Origin of the sequence: Ideonella alba (assembly GCF_018069875.1) — a bacterium.
Taxonomy (GTDB): domain Bacteria; phylum Pseudomonadota; class Gammaproteobacteria; order Burkholderiales; family Burkholderiaceae_C; genus Ideonella; species Ideonella alba.
Map to the genome: position 1 here is coordinate 111421 of NZ_JAGQDF010000009.1, position 18476 is coordinate 129896.

The window sequence follows — 18476 nt, forward strand, 5'->3', positions numbered from 1 at the left end:
AGGATTTCCGGCCGCGGGCTACACTGAGTGCGGACACTCACGTCCTACACGTCCGGTCCCCAACGCCATGTTCCACCGCCTGCGCGAAGACATCGCCTGCATCCTCGAGCGTGACCCGGCTGCCCGCAGCACCTGGGAGGTGCTGACCTGTTATCCGGGCCTGCACGCGCTGGTGCTGCACCGCCGGGCGAACTGGTGCTGGCGGCATGGCTTCAAGTGGCTGGGCCGCTTCATCTCGCATGTCTCGCGCTGGGCCACCGGCATCGAGATCCACCCGGGTGCCACGATCGGCCACCGGGTGTTCATCGACCACGGCATGGGCGTGGTGATCGGCGAGATGGCCGAGATCGGCGACGGCTGCACGATCTACCAGGGCGTGACGCTGGGCGGCACCTCGCTGGTCAAGGGCGCCAAGCGCCACCCGACGCTGGAGGCCGGCGTGATCGTCGGCGCCAACGCGGCGGTGCTGGGCGGTTTCACCGTGGGCGCGGGTGCCCGTGTGGGCTCGGGCGCGGTGGTGACCAAGCCGGTGCCGGCGGGCGCCACGGCGGTGGGCAACCCGGCGCGCATCATCCAGGCTGAAAAAGACCAGGAGCGCGAGGCCGCAGCCGCGCGCATGGGCTTCTCGGCCTATGGCGTGACCGCGGGCGATGACCCGGTGGCGCAGGCGATGAAGGGCCTGATCGACAACGCCTCGACCCACGAGCACCAGATCGCCCTGCTGTGGCAGGCGATCGAGAAGCTTTCGGCCCAGGCGCGCGAGTTGCCGGCCGCCGAATGCGTGCCGCAGGAAGCCCACACCACCGAGCAGTTCGACGCCGAGCGCCTGAACCGCCTGGTCAAGTGAGCCGGTCCCCGGCGCTGCCGGGAAGGATCACAGCGCGAACAGCAGCGGCAGCAGCAGACCCCAGGCGCCGCGCCAGTCGCGCGGCAGCTCGATCTTCTGCGTGCTGCTCCAGGGCGTGGTGAAGCCGTCGGGCTCGACCGTGCGGTAGCGGAAGTAGTAGGTGCCGGGCTGCTCGGGCTTGGCCAGCTGCCAGCGCGGCTCGCTCAGTTCGGCCTCGGCCACGCGGGTGGCGAAATCCGCCTCGCGCGCGAGCTGCACCTGCTGCTTGTCCTCGGGGCGGCCGCTCCAGGCCAGCGTCAGCGCGTTGCCGTCCAGCGCCAGGCTGGGCGGCGTGGGCAGCGCGCGCAGCTCGAACTGCTGCGCATCACCCCAGGGGCCGGCGCTGCCGTCGGCACGCAGGCTGGCCAGGCGCCAGTGGACCGTGCCGGGCTCGGACAGCGTCAGCGTGGTGCGCGCGCCGCTCAGGCCATCCAGGCGCTGCACGCCGGTGGCGAAGGCCGGGTCGCGCGAGAGCTCGATGCGGTAGCGCGCGGCGTCGGTGTTCTCGGCCCAGTTCAGGGCAACTTCCCCCACACTGAGCTTGCCCCGGTGCACCGGCGCCACTGCTGCGGGCGGCTCGGGGCGCGCGCGCAACTGCACCTTCAGCTGGGCGTTGCGGCCTTCCAGGCCCTGTTCGTTGCTGCGCCGCACACGCAGGTACCAGTCACCGTCGGGCAGGCCGGTCAGGCGCGCCTCGGCACCGGCCGCGAAACGCTCGTCGCGCAGGATGCGGCTGAAGCCGGCATCGGCGGCCACCTGCACGCGCAGCGGGTCATTGCCCGGGACCTTGAAGCGCAGCACCGGGCGCTCGAACAGCGTGGGCACCGACGACAGATCAGGCGCCGGTGGCAGGGCCACTGGCGCGGCGGTGAGGCCGGGCTGCAGCGCACTGCCGAAGCCGGCGTCGAGCAGCACGCTGCTGGCGCCCACGTCGGCCTGCACGCGGCCTTCCAGCACTTCGGCGACCGAGCGCTGGTCTTCGTGGCGCACCCGGTACTCGGTGCCGCGCACGCCGATCACGGCGGTGGGCGTGGTCACCTCCAGCGGCTTGGCCCGCTGCAGCTTGGTGGCCAGCACCTCCAGCGTGCCGCGCAGCAGGCGCATCGTGCCGGCGAACAGGCCTTCATCGTCGGGCTGGCTGGCGCGCAGCAGGTAGCGCTGGCTTTCGCTGAGTTCGCCCTGGCTCAGCGGCGCCAGCTGCAGGCGGCTGCCATCGGCCAGGATCAACACGGCGGAGCTGTTGGCCGCCACGTCCAGCGCCTGGCCGGGCAGCACCGTGTCGCCCGCGCGGGCCTCTCGGCCGGCCAGGCGCACGCTGCCCTCGATCGCGTCCAGGCGGGCCGGTGCCTGCGCCGAGCGCAGCAGGCGCAGCGGCATCTGCAGCACCTGGCCGGTGCGGATCAGGTTGGGGTTGGGCAGGCGGTTCAGGCGCGCCACCTCGGGCCAGGCCTGCGGGCTGATCAGCACGTCGCGGCCCAGGCCGATCAGGGTGTCGTGCGGCTGCACGGTGTAGGGCAGCACGGCCTCGGCGGCCAGGGCCTCGGCACCCAGCGCCAGCAGCAGCGCCGCCAGGGCGCCACCGACGGAGCGACGGCGCGTGTTCATCCGCGTGGCGGCCGTTGGGCCGACTTGGGTCGGAAGGCGACGATGACCTCGGGATCGGTCTCCATGTAGGGGCCACCGATCAGGTCAATGCAGTAGGGCACGGCCGCGAAGATGCCGGGGGCCGGCGGCTCGGCCCGGGGCAGGCCTTCCAGCGTCTCGGCGATGCTCTTGGGCTGGCCTGGCAGGTTGATGATCAGGCAGCGGCCACGGATCACCGCCACCTGACGCGACAGGATGGCCGTGGGCACGAAGCGCAGGCTGATCGCCCGCATCTGCTCGCCAAAGCCGGGCATCAGCTTGTCGGCCACATCCATCGTGGCTTCGGGCGTGACGTCGCGCGGCGCCGGGCCGGTACCACCGGTGGTCAGCACCAGGTCGCAGCCGGCCTGGTCGACCAGCTCGGTCAGCGTGGCGGCGATCAGCGGCCGCTCGTCGGGAATCAGCCGGGTCTCGAAGGTGATCGGGTTGCGCAGCGCGCGGCCCAGCCACTCGCGCAGCGCCGGGATGCCCTTGTCCTCATAGGTGCCGCTGCTGGCGCGGTCGCTGACCGAGACCAGGCCGACGCGCAGGTGGTCGGGCTCACTCATCATCGTTCTCCTCGGTGTCGTCGTCGGCCGCGTCGGCCTGGGCCAGGGCCTGCTTGATCAGCTGGAACAGTTCGCGGTAGGCCCGGCCGTGGCGCACGGCGCCGGTGGCGGTGTCGGGCTGCGCATCCTTGCGGGCGGCACGCACCAGGCTGCGCAGCTGCTGGGCACCGGTGTCGGGGTGCTCGGCCAGCCAGCGGGTCAGGGCGCTGTCGTCGGCCAGCAGCTGCTCGCGCCAGCGCTCGGCGGTGTGCAGGGCCAGCGACTGGCGGGCGCCGCCCAGGCGGAAATCGTCCACGGCGGCCTGCAGCGGCGCCGGATCGACCTGGCGCATCAGCTTGCCGATGTACTGCAGCTGGCGGCGCAGGCCTTCGTGCGAGCGGATGCGGCGGTAGTCGGCGATCGCCCCAGCCAGCGTTTCGGGCAGCGCCAGCGCCTCCAGGCGCGAGGCGGGCAGCTCGCTCAGCGCGCGGCCCAGCGCCTGCAGGTCATGGCTCTGGCGCTTGAGCGCCGACTTGCTGGGGCGGGCGCTGAAGTCGTCGTCGGGTGGGTCGAGGTGGGCGGGCGCGGAGCGCATGGGACAGGCCGGCGGTCGGGCGGTGTGGGTGTGGCTATGATTGTCCCCGCAATTCTGACCGGGCGGCGTACCGTCCACGACACCGACCACACCCGATGACCGCCACCGCCGCCCAGGGCTTTGCCTTCGACCGTGAACAATTTCAGCAGATCGTGGAGGATGTGCTGACGATGGCGCGCCACCTGGGGGCCAGCGACGCCGGGGTGGAGGTGTCCGAGGGCGCCGGCCTGTCGGTCTCGGTGCGCCGCGGCGAGGTGGAACATGTCGAGCGCAACCGCGACAAGTCGGTGGGCGTGTCGGTCTACCTGGGCCAGCGGCGCGGCAATGCCAGCAGCTCCGATTTCTCGCGCCAGGCGCTGGAGCAGACGGTGCGCGCCGCCTACGACATCGCCCGCTTCACCGCCGAGGACCCGGCCGCCGGCCTGCCTGACGCCGAGGACCTGGTCAGCGCCGACGAGGCCGCGCGCGACCTGGACCTGTTCCACCCCTGGGCGCTCGACGCCGAAGGCGCGGCGCGCCTGGCCCGCCGGGCCGAGGACGCGGCCTTCGCCGTGGACAAGCGCATCACCAACAGCGAGGGCGCCTCGGTGTCGGCGCAGCAGTCGCACTTCTGGGCGGGCAACAGCCGGGGATTCCGGGGCGGCTATGCCAGCTCGCGCCATTCGCTGTCGGTCTCGCCAATCGCCGGGCGCGGCGCCGGCATGGAGCGCGACTACTGGTACAGCTCTGAGCGCGACGCGCTGCAGCTGGCCTCGCCCGAGGCGGTGGGCCGCTACGCCGCCGAGCGCACGCTGGCCCGGCTGAAGGCCCGCAAGATCGCCACCTGCGAGGTGCCGGTGCTGTTCGAGAACACCGCGGCCGCCGGCCTGCTGGGCTCTTTCGTGCAGGCCGTCAGCGGTGGCGCGCTGTACCGCAAGGCCAGCTTCCTGGTCGACAGCCTGGGCCAGCCGGTCTGGGCCGACCACATCGACGTCATCGAAGACCCGCTGCTGCCGCGCGGCAAGGCCAGCGCCCCGTTCGACGACGAGGGCGTGCGCACCCGGGCGCGGCGCGTGGTCGAGGGCGGTGTGGTGCAGGGCTATTTCCTGTCCAGCTACTCGGCGCGCAAGCTGGGCATGAAGACCACCGGCCACGCTGGCGGTTCGCAGAACCTGCGCCTGTCCAGCCGCCTGACCCAAGCCGGCGACCACCTCGACGAGATGCTGCGCAAGCTGGGCCGCGGCCTGTTCGTCACCGACCTGATGGGGCAGGGCGTCAATCCCGTGACCGGCGACTATTCGCGCGGCGCCGCCGGCTACTGGGTCGAGGGCGGACGCATCGTCCACCCGGTGCACGAGATCACCATCGCCGGCAACCTGCGGCAGATGCTCAAGGGCGTGGTGGCCGTCGGCGCCGACGCCTTCACGCTGGGTGGCAAGACCATCGGTTCGGTGCTGCTCGAGCGCATGAAGGTGGCCGGCAGCTGAGCGCGGTTCCGGCCAGGCCGGAAATTTCTTCCTGTCAGCCAGGGGGCGCTCGGGGGAAACCCGCCGCAGGGCTGTGAGGACCCACTCCTAGAATCGTCCGACCGACCCTCTTTCCGCGGTCGCTCTTTACTGAGGAGTTCACCTACATGGAACGTCGTTCCTTTGTCCGTGGTGCCGGCCTGGCTGGCGTGCTGGCGGCCGGTACCGCCCCGGCGATCGTGCAAGCCCAGGCCCAGATCCGCTGGCGCCTGGCTTCCAGCTTCCCGAAGTCGCTGGACACCATCTTCGGTGCGGCTGACGAGTTCGCCAAGCAGGTCTCCGCGCTGAGCGGCGGCAAGTTCCAGATCTCGATCCATGCCGGCGGCGAGCTGATGCCCGCGTTCGGCGTGGTCGACGGCGTGCAGAACGGCACCGTCGAGATGGCCCACACCGCGCCGTACTACTTCTTCGGCAAGGACGAGACCTTCGCCCTGGGCTGCGCCATCCCCTTCGGCCTGAACAGCCGCCAGATGACGGCCTGGATGTTCGAGGGCAACGGCCTGAAGCTGATGCGCGAGTTCTACCGCGGCTACAACATCGTCAACTTCCCTGGCGGCAACACCGGCGCCCAGATGGGTGGCTGGTACCGCAAGCCGATCACGTCGCTGGCCGACATGAAGGGCCTGAAGTTCCGCGTCGGCGGCTTCGCCGGCAAGGTGGTCGAGCGCCTGGGTGGCGTGCCGCAGAACATCCCCGGCGGCGAGATCTACCAGTCGCTGGAAAAGGGCACGATTGATGCCGCCGAGTGGATCGGCCCGTACGACGATCAGAAGCTGGGCTTCAACAAGGTGGCCCCGAACTACGCCTACCCGGGCTGGTGGGAAGGCGGCCCGCAGCTGGACTTCTTCGTCAGCTCCAAGGCCTACGACGCGCTGTCGCCTGAGTACAAGGCGATCCTGGAGTGCGCCACTGCCTACGCCCACGTCGACATGCAGGCCAAGTACGACGGCCGCAACCCGGCGGCGCTGCGTCAGCTGGTGGCCGGCGGTACCAAGCTGTTCCGCTTCCCGAAGGACGTGATGGAGTCGGCCTTCAAGGAATCGATGGCCCTGTACTCCGAGATCTCGGCCAAGAACCCGAACTGGAAGAAGGTGTACGACGACTACGCCAAGTTCCGCGCCGACCAGAACCTGTGGTTCCGCTTCGCCGAAGCCAGCTTCGACGAGTTCATGCACCAGCAGAAGCTGTGAGGACGGCGGCCGCCTAGTAGCGGCCTGCCCATCCCTCTCGAAGCCGAAGGGCCCTGCCACCGCAGGGCCCTTTTTTCATGCCTGAGACCTGCGGGATCCGATGGATCCTGGCCAAGAAAAAAGCCCGACGGCGTGGCTGCGCCGTCGGGCCTGGGGCGTCGCCATGGCCGGGCATGCCCGGCCATGGCCTCACTTCTTGAACGCGTCCATCGGGTCCGGCTCCTTGCCGCCTTGCGGGGCGCTGGCCGGCGTGCCGAACAGGGCGTTGGTGTCGATCTCCTTGTCCGGGGCGTTGTCGTTCGGCTGGACTTCGATGATCACGTTGCTGGTGTCCAGATCCGCCTTCTTGTCCAGGCCGCCGGAGACCAGGTTGGGGAAGGCGATGATCAGGCCGACCATGATGATCTGGATGATCACGAAGGGCACCGAGCCCCAGTAGATCTGGCCGGTGGTGACCGGTGCGATCTCGGCGTTGGTGACCTTGTCCTTGTACTTGTCCACCGGCGCCACGCTGCGCAGGTAGAACAACGCGAAGCCGAAGGGCGGGTGCATGAACGAGGTCTGCATGTTCACCGCCAGCAGCACGCCGAACCAGACCAGGTCGATGCCCAGCTTTTCGGCCACCGGACCCAGCAGCGGCACCACGATGAAGGACAGCTCGAAGAAGTCCAGGAAGAAGGCCAGCACGAAGACCAGGATGTTCACCACGATCAGGAAGCCCAGCTGGCCGCCCGGCAGGCTGGTCAGCAGGTGTTCCACCCAGATCGGGCCGTCAACACCCTGGAAGCTCAGACTGAAGACGGTGGAGCCCAGCAGGATGAAGACCACGAAGCAGGACAGCTTCATCGTCGAATCCATGGCCTGCTTCATCAGGTGCATCGACAGGCGGCGGCGCGAGATCGCCATGATCAGCGCACCAACGGCGCCCATCGCACCGCCCTCGGTGGGGGTGGCGATGCCCAGGAAGATCGTGCCCAGCACCAGGAAGATCAGGCCCAGCGGCGGGATCAGCACGAAGGTGACACGTTCGGCCATCTTCGACAGCAGGCCGCGGCCGGTGAGCTTGTTGAGCACCGCCAGCGAGAAGGCCACGCCCACGCCCACGCACATCGACAGCACGATCAGCTCGTCGGTGGGCATGGTGTCGGGGCGGCTCTTGGCGAAGGCCACGGCGGCAGCTACCGACAGCACGGTCAGCACGCCCAGCGAGCGCAGGCCGGAGCTGCCATCGGGCTCGCGGAAGGTGCGTGCCTCGGGCGGCAGGGCTGGCGCCCACTGCGGCCGGAACAGCGTGACCAGGATGACGAAGCCGACGTACAGGCCAGTCAGCACGAAGCCCGGCAGGAAGGCACCCTTGTACAGGTCACCCACCGACCGGCCGAGCTGGTCGGCCATGATGATCAGCACCAGCGAGGGCGGGATGATCTGCGCCAGCGTGCCCGACGCGGCGATGACGCCCGAGGCGATGCGCCGGTCGTAGCCGTAGCGCAGCATGATGGGCAGCGAGATCAGGCCCATCGAGATCACCGACGCCGCCACCACGCCGGTGGTGGCCGCCAGCATCGCACCGACGAAGATCACCGCGAAGGCCAGGCCGCCGCGCACCGGACCGAAGAGCTGCCCAATGGTGTCCAGCAGATCCTCGGCCATCCCGGATCGCTCCAGGATCAGGCCCATGAAGGTGAAGAACGGGATCGCCAGCAGCGTGTCGTTCTGCATGATGCCGAAGACGCGCAGCGGCAGGGCCTGCAGCAGCGAGGCCGGCAGGATGCCCAGTTCGACGCCGACGAAACCGAAGAACAGGCCGGCTGCGGCGAGCGAGAACGCCACCGAGAAGCCCATCAGCAGGAACACGATCAGGCCCGCGAACATCACGGGCGCCATGTTGTGGGTCAGGAACTCGATCACTTCGCGGCTCCTTCTTCACGGGCACGGATCACTTCGGCCAGCTCCTCTTCGGCCGATTTCTGCTGGTGGCGCTTGGTGGGGTCGTCGACCAGGCCTTGCAGGAAGGCGAAACGCTTGATCAGCTCGGACACGCCCTGCAGGCCCAGCAGCGTGAAGCCGATCGGCACCAGCGCATACACCGGCCAGCGGATCAGGCCGCCGGCGTTGCTGGACATCTCGCCGCTGGCGTAGGCCTTCAGCACCAGCGGCGTCACCAGCGTGATCACCTCGATCACGAAGGGGAACAGGAAGACGATGATGCCGAAGATCTCGACCTTGATCTGGGTGCGCTTGGAGAACTTGCCCAGGATGACGTCGATCTTGACGTGCTCCTGGCGCATCATGGTGTAGCCGGCCGCCAGCAGAAAGACGGCGGCGAACAGGTACCACTGGATCTCGAGAAAGGCGTTCGAGCCGATGCTGAAGACCTTGCGGACCACGGCGTTGCCGGCGCTGATCAGCACCGCGGCCAGGACCAGCCAGGATGTCCAGCGGCCGACGCGCTCACTGAGCGCGTCAATCAGCTTGGAGAGCTTGAGAAGTGCCGTCACGGTGACTCCATCGTTGGGCATGACAAACGAAGCGCCGCGCCGACTTGGGGCCGGCGTGGCGCGGGTGGCGAGACTGTAGCGGCTCGGCCCCGACCAGAGGGCACCGTGCCGGTGCCGATCAGGGGAAACGCTGAGGAATCAAGGCTGAAAAGTTTTCAGCCTGCATCGGAATTTCCGTCAGTGTCGCGCGTGGTCAATGTCGCGCGTGGTCAGTGTCGCGCGTGCTCAGAGGCTGATGGCCTGCTGGTACAGCCGCGTCGAGCGTGCCCCCGAGCGGCAGAAGCACAGCAGCGGTCGCGGCAGCTCCGCCAGCAGCGCGGCGAAGGCGGCGATCTCCTCGGGCGACTGGTAGCCACCGGCCACCGGCAGGTGGCGGTAGACCAGACCGGCCGCTTCAGCGGCGGCCTGGACCGCGGCGCTGGTGGGCTGGTCGGGGCCGTGCTCGAAGTCGGGGCGGTTGTTGACCACCGCCTTGAAGCCCAGGCGGGCGGCCTCGGCCATGGCCTCGGGGCTGAGTTGCGGGGCGACGCAGACGTCGGCGGCGATCTGTTGCAGCGGCAGGTTCACGGCGCGTTCCTCACTTCGACAGCGCGGCCTTGACGGCGGCCGACACCAGACCCATGTCGGCCTTGCCGGCCAGTTGCGCCTTCACGGCGCCCATCACCTTGCCCATATCGCCCGGGCCGGCGGCGCCAACCTCGGCGACGATGCGAGCCACCTCGGCGGCGATCTCGTCGGCGCTCAGGCGCACCGGCAGGTAGGCCTGCAGCACGGTGATCTCGGCGCTCTCCTTGGCGGCCAGGTCCTCGCGACCGGCCTGCTGGTAGGCGGCGACCGAGTCCTTGCGCTGCTTGATCAGCTTGTCGACCAGGCCGATCACCATCGCATCGTCCAGCGTCACGCGCTCGTCGACTTCCTTCTGCTTGCAGGCGGCCAGCAGCATGCGGATGGTGGACAGGCGCTCGGCCTCCTTGGCGCGCATGGCGGCCTTCATGTCCTCGGTGATGCGGTCTTTGAGACTCATGGCGACAGTGGATGGAATGTGGGGTCGGCGGATTGTCGCAAACCCCGCCGCTCAGACCACTTCCAGGGCCAGCAGTTCGCCGAAGGACTGGCGGCGGCGGATCAGCCGCGCCTGGCCGCCATCCACCAGAACCTCGGCGGCCAGCGGGCGGCTGTTGTAGTTGCTCGACATCGAGGCGCCGTAGGCCCCGGCGTCGTGCAGCACCAGCAGGTCGCCCACGCGCGCCTCGGGCAGCGCCCGGCGCTGCACCACGCCGCCGTCGCCCTGGGTGAAGACATCGCCCGACTCGCACAGCGGTCCGGCCACCACCGTGTCGACGGTGGCGCGTGGCGTGCCGTCCTGCGCGATCAGGCTCATCGCGTGGTAGGCACCGTACATCGAGGGGCGCATCAGGTCGGAGAAGCCGGCATCCACCAGGGTGAAGCGGTTGTCCCCCATGGGCTTGGTGGCGCGCACCTCGGTCAGCAGCACGCCACTTTCCGCCACCAGGTAGCGGCCGGGTTCGATCTCCAGGTGAACCCCATGGCCCAGGTGGGTGGCCACGGCCTGGCGGGCGGTGTTCCACAGGCTGAAGTAGTGGGTGGTGTTGATGCGCGCGTCGCCCTCGCGGTAGGGGATCGACAGACCGCCACCGGCCGAGATGGCCTGCAGGTCACAGTCGGCGCGCTTGACGAGATCCACCATGGCCTGGCAGACCTGCTGCAGGTGGCCGTAGTCCACGCCCGAGCCGATGTGCATGTGCAGCCCCACCAACTGCAGACCATGCTGGCGCACCGCGGCGAGTGCGGCATCCAGCTGCGCGTGCCAGATGCCGTGCTTGCTGTGCTCGCCACCGGTGTTGGTCTTGTTGCTGTGGCCGTGGCCGAAGCCGGGGTTGATGCGCAGCCACACCTTGTGGCCTGGCGAGGCCGCGCCCAGCTGGTGCAGCATGTCGATCGAGCCGGCGTTCACCGGCACCCGGTGCTCGACCACGGTGGCCAGCGTGGCGGCATCGAACAGGTCGGCGGTGAAGACGATGCCGCTGGCGCCGCAGGGCGCATCGTCGGCGCTGTAGCCGGCGGCCAGCGCGCGCAGGATCTCGCCGCGCGACACCGCATCCACCACCACCCCTTCGGCGCGCATCAGGCGCAGCAGGTGGGTGTTGGAGTTGGCCTTCTGGGCGTAGCGGATGGTGTCGAAGGCGCGCAGGTCGGCGATGCGCTGGCGGATCGTGGCGGCGTCGTAGACCCACAGCGGGGTGCCGTGCTGGCGCGCCAGGGCGCGCAGCGTGTCGTCGGTGAACGGGTTCATGGGGGGCGATCCTGCCGCAGATGGTGCATATTGCAAAATACTGATTCTTCTTGAATGCATTCAATGGTGATATGGAATTGACCCACCGCCAGGTCGAGGTGTTCCGCGCCGTGATGGGCACCGGCCATGTCACCCGGGCGGCCGAGCTGCTGCATACCTCGCAGCCCACGGTGAGCCGCGAGCTGGCGCGGCTGGAGCAGGTGCTGGGCTACGCGCTGTTCGACCGCGTGCGGGGCCGGCTGCACCCCACCACCCGCGCGCTGGCCTTGCTGGACGAGGTGAAGGCCTCGTATGTGGGCCTGGAGCGCATCGCCGCCACCGCACAATCGCTGAAGCACTTTGCCCAGGGGCGGCTGACTCTGGCCAGCCTGCCGGCCCTGGCCCACGCGCTGGTGCCCGAGGCGCTGGCCGGCTTTGCCCAGGGGCAGCCGCAGGCGCGGGTGAGTCTGGAAAGCCTGGAGTCGCCCCTGCTGGAATCGGCGCTGGCCGAGCAGCGCTATGACCTGGGCCTGGTCGAGCGGCATGAAGCCCCCGCCGCCTGCACGCTGCAGACGCTGCTGGTGGCCGACGAGGTGGCGGTGCTGCCCGCCGGGCATCCGCTGGCGGCGCGGGAGCGACTGACGCCGGCCGACTTCGCCGGCCAGCCCTTCGTCAGCCTGGCGCCCACCGACCCCTACCGCCAGCAGATCGACGCGCTGTTCGCGCAGGCCGGCATCGAGCGCACGCTGCGCCTGGACACGCCCAGCGCGGTGTCGGTCTGCGCGCTGGTGCGCCAGGGGCTGGGGCTGGGCATCGTCAACCCGCTGACCGCGCTGGAGATGGCCGGCCCGGCGCTGCTGGTGCGGCCGCTGAGCGTCTCGATCCCCTTCCATGTGGCGCTGGTGCGGCCCGCCTGGCGGGCGGTGCACCCGCTGCGGGCCGAATTGGAGGCGGCGCTGAGTGCCGCGGCACAGCGGCTGCAGCAGCGTCTGGGCGGCTGAGCTCAGCGCAGCAGGTGACGCTGGAAAAAGGCCACGGTGCGTTGTTCCACCGCGGGCACGGTGGCGGCGCGGTCGAAGCCGGGCGGATCGGCCAGCAGCCGGCCGGCCAGGCCGCCCACTGGCGGCGGCGGCGACAGCATCGCGCCGTGCCCGCCGTCGGGCAGGGTGGCCAGATCCTCACAGCCGGTGCAGCCCTGCAGCACGCGCAGACCATGCCAGGCCGGAAGCAGCCAGCGGTCCTGCGCGGCGTTGACCAGGCCCAGCGGCACCGCGGGCCGCTGCAGCGAGGCGGGGTCGAAATCGGCGGCCAGCGGCACCACGGCCACCACGGCGGCGATGCGCTCGTCGCGCTCATGGCGCCAGGTGGTGTCGCTGCCGAATCGGCTGTCCAGCGCGCGCGGCGCCAGCCAGCGCTTCAGGCCGTCGAGCGGGCCACCGGTGAGCTCGGCGTACAGGCCCACGCAGGCCGCGAAGTCCTCGGCGATGTGTTGCCGGCAATGCTCGGCGAACCGGGCGGGTGACCAGCGGCCGCCGGCCAGTTCCAGCGCCGTGTGGCCGCCGGCCGACAGGCCCCACAGACCCACGCGCCGGGCGTCCAGGCCGGGCCAGCGGCCATCGGCCAGCACGGCGTCGATCGCCCGCCGCACCTCGCCAGGGCGGCGGCTCCAGCTCTCGGGCCCTGGGGTGCCGGGATCCCCGGCGTGATCGCCCCGGTGCTGGGGCAGGGCCACGACGAAGCCGGCCTCGGTGAGCCGGCGCGCCAGGTCCAGGTGCACCCAGGGCGTGCCGCCCGAGCCGTGCGACAGCACCACCAGCCGGCCGTTGCCGGCAGCGGGCGGGGCGTCGGTGGCCAGCGGCACCGGCTGCCAGCCGGCCCACACCGGCCGTTCGGCCGCATCGCTGGGGTAGAAGACCGTGACCGGTCCGTCGTCGCCGCTGGCGGGCAGGCGGGTCATGCCCAGTCCCGCCCAGGCGGGGGACAGGGTGGCACCGGCGCACAGCGCCAACGCAGCCAGGAAACGGTCCAGGAAACGGCCCAGGGGCCGGGAACATGCAAGCGTCATCGTCAGCTCCTTGCGGCGGCGACGGCCACCGTGGAGCGCAGGGTCGCGCTGGCGGCTGCGGCGGTCTGCGCGATTCCTGCAAGCAGCCAGGCCGGGCTGGCCGATTTCAGGAATCGGCCAGCTGCTGGCGCCGGAACTCGGTGGGCGTCTGGCCGGTCGCGGCCTTGAAGGCGCGGTTGAACGGGCCGATCGACTGGAAGCCCACGTCCAGCGCGATCGCCAGCACCGCCTGGTCGCGCCGCGCCGGGTCGGCCAGCGCGGCCTGCGCGGCGGCAATGCGGTGGCTGTTGATGAAGGCGCTGAAATGGCCGTGGCCCAAGCGATCGCGGATCACCCGGCGCAGCCGGTACTCCGGGCAGCCCAGGCGCGCGGCCAGCGCGCCGATGCCCAGCTCGCCCTGGCGCCACAGCTGGTCCTGCTGCATCGCGCGCTGCAGCCGCTCGGCGGTCAGATCGTCATCGGGGTCGCGCGGCGCGACGGCCGCTGTGGGCGGAGCCACGTCGGGCGACGGGGGCGGTGCGGCCGGGGCGGCGGGCGCCGGACCGATGAACCAGCCCAGGTCGTCGCGCAGCCGGGCCATGCCCAGGACCACCGCGGCCAGCATGGCGGCCACCATGGCCGAGTCCAGCAGCGCCGCCCCGCCCACCAGCCGCCCGCCGGGCTGGCCCAGGCGCAGCGCCAGCTGGACCAGCGTGTAGGCGCCGCCGCCGGCGACGATCACCAGGCGCAGCCGGCGCCGGGGCTCGACAAGGTCGCCGCGCCAGTGCCGCAGCGCCACCCACAGCGCGCCGGCGGCACAGGCCAGCGGCAGCAGGCGCTGGGCCGCGGCGGCGGCTTGCGCCCAGCCCTCGTCGCGCCCGGTGCAGCCCAGCGACACGTTGAAGACGCCCAGCGCCACCGCCGCCAGCCAGGCCAGCGGCCAGTGCGATGGCGCCTGGCCGTCGGCACGGAACAGGGTCAGGGCCAGCGCCCAGAACAGCAGGGCGTTGGCCACCGCCACACCCACCAGCGGCGCAAGCGCGGCCCGCGACAGCGAGGATTCCACGCCGGGGTGGCCCGCCAGCGTCTGCACCACCAGGCCGGCCAGCAGCAGCCGGCCGATCCGCGCCGCCGGGCTGGTCGCGCCGGCACGCCACAGCCACGCTGCCAACAAGGCCGCCAGCGCGGCGGCGGCGCCGCGCAGCAGGGAATCCATCCAGGCCAGCCAGTCCATGGGGCGGCAGTGTCGGCGAAAAGGCGGGCACAAAAAAACCCGCAGCGGCGTCCCGCGGCGGGTTTTTCAGGGGAAGCGACTGAGGATCAGTACAGCTTCTTGGGCAGCTGCATGCTGCGCACGCGCTTGTAGTGGCGCTTGACCGCGGCGGCCTTCTTGCGCTTGCGCTCGGCGGTGGGCTTCTCGTAGAACTCGCGGGCGCGCAGTTCGGTCAGCAGGCCGAGCTTTTCGATGGTGCGCTTGAAACGGCGCAGGGCGACGTCGAACGGCTCGTTTTCCTTGACGCGGATGGTGGTCATTGACAGGGGGTTCCTAGGGGTAGTTGCGCTCGGTGTCCGGCGCCGGCCGGTGCAGGCTCTGCAATCAAAGCACCACACGGTTTCCGGAAAACTGCCAGGGCTGGATCGACACGCGGTTTGCCAGCAAAGACGGCGATTCTATGCCAAAACTCGCACGATCGGCAAATCGGGCGCCGAGGGCGTTGTCGACACTTCGGGCTGGGTAGACTGCGGGCATCCTTCTACAACCTCCGGAAACTCGACATGAGCATTCAGACTGTGGGCGTCGTCGGCGCCGGCACCATGGGCAATGGCATCGCGCAGGCCTGCGCGGTGGTGGGCATCGACGTGGTGATGGTGGACATCAGCGAGCAGGCGGTGGCCAAGGGCCTGGCCACGGTGGCGGGCAGCCTGGACCGCCTGATCAAGAAGGAGAAGATGACCGAGGCCGAGAAGGCCGCCGCGCTATCGCGCATCCGCGGCAGCACCGACTACGGCGCGCTGACCGGCGCCCAGCTGGTGATTGAGGCCGCCACCGAGAACGAGGCGCTGAAGGTGAAGATCCTGCAGCAGCTCGACGGCCTGCTGCCCGCCGAGACCCTGGTGGCCACCAACACCAGCTCGATCAGCATCACCAAGCTGGCGGCGGCGACGAAGCGCGCCGACCGCTTCATCGGCATGCATTTCTTCAACCCGGTGCCGATGATGGCCCTGGTCGAGATCATCCGCGGCCTGCAGACCAGCGACGCCACGCATGATGCGGTCAAGGCCATGGCGCTGCGCCTGGGCAAGCAGCCGATCACGGTGAAGAACGCGCCGGGCTTCGTGGTCAACCGCATCCTGGTGCCGATGATCAACGAGGCCTTCTTCGTGCTGGCCGAGGGCCTGGCCACGCCCGAGGAGATCGACGCCGGCATGAAGCTGGGCTGCAACCACCCGATCGGTCCGCTGGCGCTGGCCGACATGGTGGGCCTGGATGTGTGCCTGGCGGTGATGAATGTGTACTTCGAGGAGTTCGCCGACTCGAAGTACCGGCCGTGCCCGCTGCTCAAGGAAATGGTGGCGGCTGGCTGGCTGGGCCGCAAGACCGGGCGCGGCGTCTACACCTACTGAGAACCGGCTCAGAGCCGGCCCACGCAGCCGGGGGCGCCGCAGCGGCAGGTCAGCCGGCCCTCGTGGTGGGTCTCGCCGTAGTTGACGGTGATTTCCTCGCCGGGGGCGATGTCGCGCAGTGCGTAGAACTCGATGCGGCCGTCGCGGATCGTCAGCCGTCCGTTGGGCTGGCAGCTGTGGTTGGTGAAGCGCATCGGGTCGGTGGAACTGGCCAGGTCGACCGCCGACTTGTGGCTGACCTCGACGATCATGATGCGCGCCAGCGTGGCGGCGCGGCGGCGCGCTTCGGACACGCTGATCGCCTCGCCCCGCACCTCGCCGATCTTGTGGCCGCGCCGCGCCGGCTCCAGCGCGAAGACGCCGTAGCCGTCGATCGGGCTGCGGCGCACCGTGACGTCGACCTTCTGGTAGGGCTGGCGAACGAACAGGGCGCCCATCGCGGGGCGGCTCAGAGGCCGGTGGCCGTCGGCAGGTGCGGCGCGGGAACGACCGCGTCGCCCTTCCAGCCCTTCTTGCGGTGTTCGGCGATGACGTTGGTGTAGATGCCCCCGCGCACATACCAGCGCGCGGTGATGCGCGCGTAGCGCGGCTTCGTGGTGGCCACGATCTTGGACAGGATGTCGTTGGTCACCTTCTCGTGGAAGGCGCCTTCATGGCGGAAGCTCCACATGTACATCTTCAGGCTCTTGAGCTCCACGCAGAGCTGGTCGGCCACCATGTCGATCGTGAAGTGCGCGAAGTCCGGCTGGCCGGTCAGCGGGCAGTGGCAGGTGAACTCGGGCACCTGGAACTGGATCACATAGTCGCGCTCCGGCGCCGGGTTGGGAAAGACGTGCAGTTCCTTGCTGGGCGCGCTGGGCGGGTTCGGCGGCAGCGGGCGCTGCTGCGGTGCGGTGGCCTCGGCGCTGCGGGCGGGCTTCTTCGGGGTGGCGGCGGTGCGGGCCATGGTGAACGGTCGTGATCGGTCAGGGAAAGTGCGAATGCTACCATCGCCGCTACCCGGCAAGGGCTCAGGGGTGCTTGATTAGTTCAAATAAATCAAGGACTTAGATTCATCGAAGGGCGGCGACACCTCTGCTGACGGACGCCGCCCGGCGGCTTTGCAAAACTTGACCTGGCGCGCGGTCAACCACACTGACCCCGGCGCCGTCTGAGACATCGGAGGATCGACTGCATGCCCACCACCCGTGATGCCTACATCGCCGCTTTTCGCTTCGGCCTGGGCGAGGCCTCGCTGGAGGCCGTCGGCGCCGACCCGCGGGGCTGGTTGCTGTCCCAGGTCGGCCCGGCCGACCCGCCTGCCCGCGCGGTGCGCAACGCCGAGGACGTGCTGGCCGACCGTCACCGCGTGCACAAGCTGGCCCGCGAGCTCAAGCGCAGCAGGAAAGCGGCCGCGCAGGACCCCGGCCAGATGGCCATGGCGCCCGACGGCGCCGACCCCAACATGGGCCCGACCAAGGCCGCCAAGAAGGTCATCCGTGCCTCGGATGCCGGCAAGGACAGCGTGGACCTGAACCAGGCCACCCGCGACGACCGCTACATCCGGCTGCGCACCGCACTGGGCACCGGGCGACCCTTCGCCGAGCACCTGGTGTGGTTCTGGGCCAACCACTTCACCGTCTCGGCGGCCAAGGGCAAGGCGCGGGGCCTGGTGGGCAGCTTCGAGCGTGACGCGATCCGCCCGCACATTGCCGGCACCTTCGAGGCCATGCTGCGCGCCAGCACCACCCACCCGGCGATGCTGCAGTACCTGGACAACCAGCACTCGGCCGGTCCCAATTCGCCGCATGTGCAGCGGGCCCGAGGCGGCTACCGCACCGACAAGAACGTCGACAAGGTCCGCGGCCTGAACGAGAACCTGGCGCGCGAGCTGATGGAGCTGCACACCCTGGGGGTGGCACGCAACGATGGCAGCGCCGCCTACAGCCAGGCCGATGTCACCGCGATGGCCGCGGTGCTCACCGGCTGGCGGCCACCGCAGGACGTGCCCGGCCAGCGCGCACGGCCGCTGTTCGACGCCAGCTGGCACGAGCCGGGCAGCAAGCAGGTGATGGGCCGCAGCCTGCCCGAAGGCCCCGGCGCGCTGGACGAGGCGCTGCACATGCTGGCTGCCCACCCGGCCACGGCGCGGCACGTCTGCGCGCGCATGGCCAGGCACTTCGTCGCCGACGAGCCGCCGCCGGCGCTGGTCGAGCGCATGGTCAGCGCCTGGCAGCGCAGCGGCGGCCAGCTGACCCAGGTCACGCAGGCCATGGTCACCGCCCCCGAGGCCTGGGTGAGCTCGGCCGCCAAGCTGCGCACGCCGGAAGAGTTCGCGGTCTGCAGCCTGCGCATGCTGGGCCAGACCGGCGAGTCGGTGGCGGTGGCGGCCGATGCCGGCATCGTCGGCATGGGCCAGGAGGTGCAGTCCGCGCCGTCGCCGGCCGGCTGGCCCGAGCGCTCCGAGGAGTGGCTGGGGCCCGAGGCCATGTGGACCCGCGTGGAATGGGCCCAGCAGCTGTCGCGCCGACTGGGTGGTCACCAGGATGCACGCGTCATCGCCCGGCAGGCGCTGGGCGAGGGGCTGTCCGAGCGCACCGCCCGCCAGATCAGCCAGGCCGCCGATGGCGAGCAGGCCTTGACGATGCTGTTGCTGGCCCCCGAGATCCAGCGCCGCTGAGGAGCACACA

19 protein-coding genes are annotated in these 18476 nt (G+C 70.4%); 6 read left to right on the forward strand and 13 right to left on the reverse strand.

Annotation, left to right across the window (positions count from 1 at the left end; translation table 11 throughout):
* Positions 1-67: 67 nt before the first annotated feature.
* On the forward strand, positions 68-847 hold the full coding sequence (cysE, locus tag KAK07_RS16025; RefSeq protein ID WP_210853737.1) for a serine O-acetyltransferase: 780 nt from the start codon (positions 68-70) through the stop codon (positions 845-847).
* Positions 848-874: 27 nt separating this feature from the next.
* Here the strand turns inward: cysE and KAK07_RS16030 are convergent, their stop codons facing one another.
* Genes KAK07_RS16030 through yjgA form a run of 3 tightly spaced genes read right to left on the reverse strand, consistent with a single transcriptional unit; the run spans position 875 to position 3652 of the window.
* Positions 875-2491 carry a FecR domain-containing protein gene (locus KAK07_RS16030; RefSeq protein ID WP_210853738.1) on the reverse strand — a complete coding sequence of 539 codons (1617 nt, stop codon included), beginning with the start codon at positions 2489-2491 and terminating at the stop codon, positions 875-877.
* On the reverse strand, positions 2488-3078 hold the full coding sequence (mog, locus tag KAK07_RS16035) for a molybdopterin adenylyltransferase (RefSeq protein WP_210853739.1): 591 nt from the start codon (positions 3076-3078) through the stop codon (positions 2488-2490). Before mog ends, KAK07_RS16030 begins: the two co-directional genes overlap by 4 nt.
* The gene (gene yjgA, locus KAK07_RS16040) at positions 3071-3652 is read right to left on the reverse strand and encodes a ribosome biogenesis factor YjgA (protein ID WP_210853740.1); all 582 of its coding nucleotides are present in this window, start codon (positions 3650-3652) and stop codon (positions 3071-3073) included. The genes mog and yjgA overlap by 8 nt, the downstream gene beginning before the upstream one ends.
* Before the next feature lie 95 nt (positions 3653-3747).
* Between yjgA and pmbA the strand changes: the two genes are divergently transcribed.
* Positions 3748-5118 carry a metalloprotease PmbA gene (gene pmbA, locus KAK07_RS16045; RefSeq protein WP_210853741.1) on the forward strand — a complete coding sequence of 457 codons (1371 nt, stop codon included), beginning with the start codon at positions 3748-3750 and terminating at the stop codon, positions 5116-5118.
* A 146-nt stretch (positions 5119-5264) separates the two neighbouring features.
* Complete coding sequence (locus tag KAK07_RS16050) at positions 5265-6347, forward strand: TRAP transporter substrate-binding protein (RefSeq protein WP_210853742.1); 1083 nt, start codon at positions 5265-5267, stop codon at positions 6345-6347.
* Between the two features lie 189 nt (positions 6348-6536).
* Here KAK07_RS16050 and KAK07_RS16055 read toward each other — a convergent pair whose 3' ends face one another.
* The 5 genes from KAK07_RS16055 to lysA form a co-directional block, all read right to left on the reverse strand.
* Positions 6537-8252 carry a TRAP transporter large permease gene (locus KAK07_RS16055; RefSeq protein ID WP_210853837.1) on the reverse strand — a complete coding sequence of 572 codons (1716 nt, stop codon included), beginning with the start codon at positions 8250-8252 and terminating at the stop codon, positions 6537-6539.
* Positions 8252-8845 (reverse strand): TRAP transporter small permease subunit, encoded by a 594-nt coding sequence (locus KAK07_RS16060; RefSeq protein ID WP_210853743.1) that lies wholly within the window; start codon positions 8843-8845, stop codon positions 8252-8254. The genes KAK07_RS16055 and KAK07_RS16060 overlap by 1 nt, the downstream gene beginning before the upstream one ends.
* A gap of 225 nt (positions 8846-9070) precedes the next feature.
* Positions 9071-9412 carry a protein tyrosine phosphatase family protein gene (locus KAK07_RS16065; protein ID WP_210803301.1) on the reverse strand — a complete coding sequence of 114 codons (342 nt, stop codon included), beginning with the start codon at positions 9410-9412 and terminating at the stop codon, positions 9071-9073.
* Between the two features lie 10 nt (positions 9413-9422).
* Positions 9423-9869 carry a GatB/YqeY domain-containing protein gene (locus tag KAK07_RS16070; RefSeq protein WP_210853744.1) on the reverse strand — a complete coding sequence of 149 codons (447 nt, stop codon included), beginning with the start codon at positions 9867-9869 and terminating at the stop codon, positions 9423-9425.
* 51 nt (positions 9870-9920) lie between these two features.
* The gene (lysA, locus tag KAK07_RS16075; RefSeq protein WP_210853745.1) at positions 9921-11159 is read right to left on the reverse strand and encodes a diaminopimelate decarboxylase; all 1239 of its coding nucleotides are present in this window, start codon (positions 11157-11159) and stop codon (positions 9921-9923) included.
* Positions 11160-11230: 71 nt separating this feature from the next.
* Between lysA and KAK07_RS16080 the strand changes: the two genes are divergently transcribed.
* Positions 11231-12139, forward strand: coding sequence for a LysR family transcriptional regulator (locus tag KAK07_RS16080; protein WP_210853746.1), 909 nt, complete (start codon positions 11231-11233; stop codon positions 12137-12139).
* 2 nt (positions 12140-12141) lie between these two features.
* Here KAK07_RS16080 and KAK07_RS16085 read toward each other — a convergent pair whose 3' ends face one another.
* The 3 genes from KAK07_RS16085 to rpsU form a co-directional block, all read right to left on the reverse strand.
* Positions 12142-13203 carry an alpha/beta hydrolase family protein gene (locus KAK07_RS16085; protein ID WP_247661058.1) on the reverse strand — a complete coding sequence of 354 codons (1062 nt, stop codon included), beginning with the start codon at positions 13201-13203 and terminating at the stop codon, positions 12142-12144.
* 106 nt (positions 13204-13309) lie between these two features.
* Positions 13310-14416, reverse strand: a complete 1107-nt coding sequence (locus tag KAK07_RS16090) for an AraC family transcriptional regulator (protein ID WP_210853747.1) — start codon at positions 14414-14416, stop codon at positions 13310-13312.
* A gap of 86 nt (positions 14417-14502) precedes the next feature.
* Complete coding sequence (rpsU, locus tag KAK07_RS16095; RefSeq protein ID WP_012346814.1) at positions 14503-14715, reverse strand: 30S ribosomal protein S21; 213 nt, start codon at positions 14713-14715, stop codon at positions 14503-14505.
* Positions 14716-14958: 243 nt separating this feature from the next.
* Between rpsU and KAK07_RS16100 the strand changes: the two genes are divergently transcribed.
* Positions 14959-15807, forward strand: coding sequence for a 3-hydroxybutyryl-CoA dehydrogenase (locus KAK07_RS16100; RefSeq protein WP_210853748.1), 849 nt, complete (start codon positions 14959-14961; stop codon positions 15805-15807).
* An 8-nt stretch (positions 15808-15815) separates the two neighbouring features.
* On the opposite strand, the gene KAK07_RS16105 is transcribed toward KAK07_RS16100, so the two are convergent.
* The gene (locus KAK07_RS16105) at positions 15816-16244 is read right to left on the reverse strand and encodes an SET domain-containing protein (RefSeq protein ID WP_210853749.1); all 429 of its coding nucleotides are present in this window, start codon (positions 16242-16244) and stop codon (positions 15816-15818) included.
* A gap of 11 nt (positions 16245-16255) precedes the next feature.
* A complete protein-coding gene (gene queF / locus KAK07_RS16110) occupies positions 16256-16753 on the reverse strand; it encodes a preQ(1) synthase (protein ID WP_210853750.1) in 498 nt (165 codons plus the stop codon).
* Between the two features lie 228 nt (positions 16754-16981).
* Here queF and KAK07_RS16115 point away from each other — a divergent pair, with 228 nt between their 5' ends.
* Positions 16982-18466 carry a DUF1800 domain-containing protein gene (locus KAK07_RS16115; RefSeq protein WP_210861852.1) on the forward strand — a complete coding sequence of 495 codons (1485 nt, stop codon included), beginning with the start codon at positions 16982-16984 and terminating at the stop codon, positions 18464-18466.
* Positions 18467-18476 lie beyond the last annotated feature (10 nt).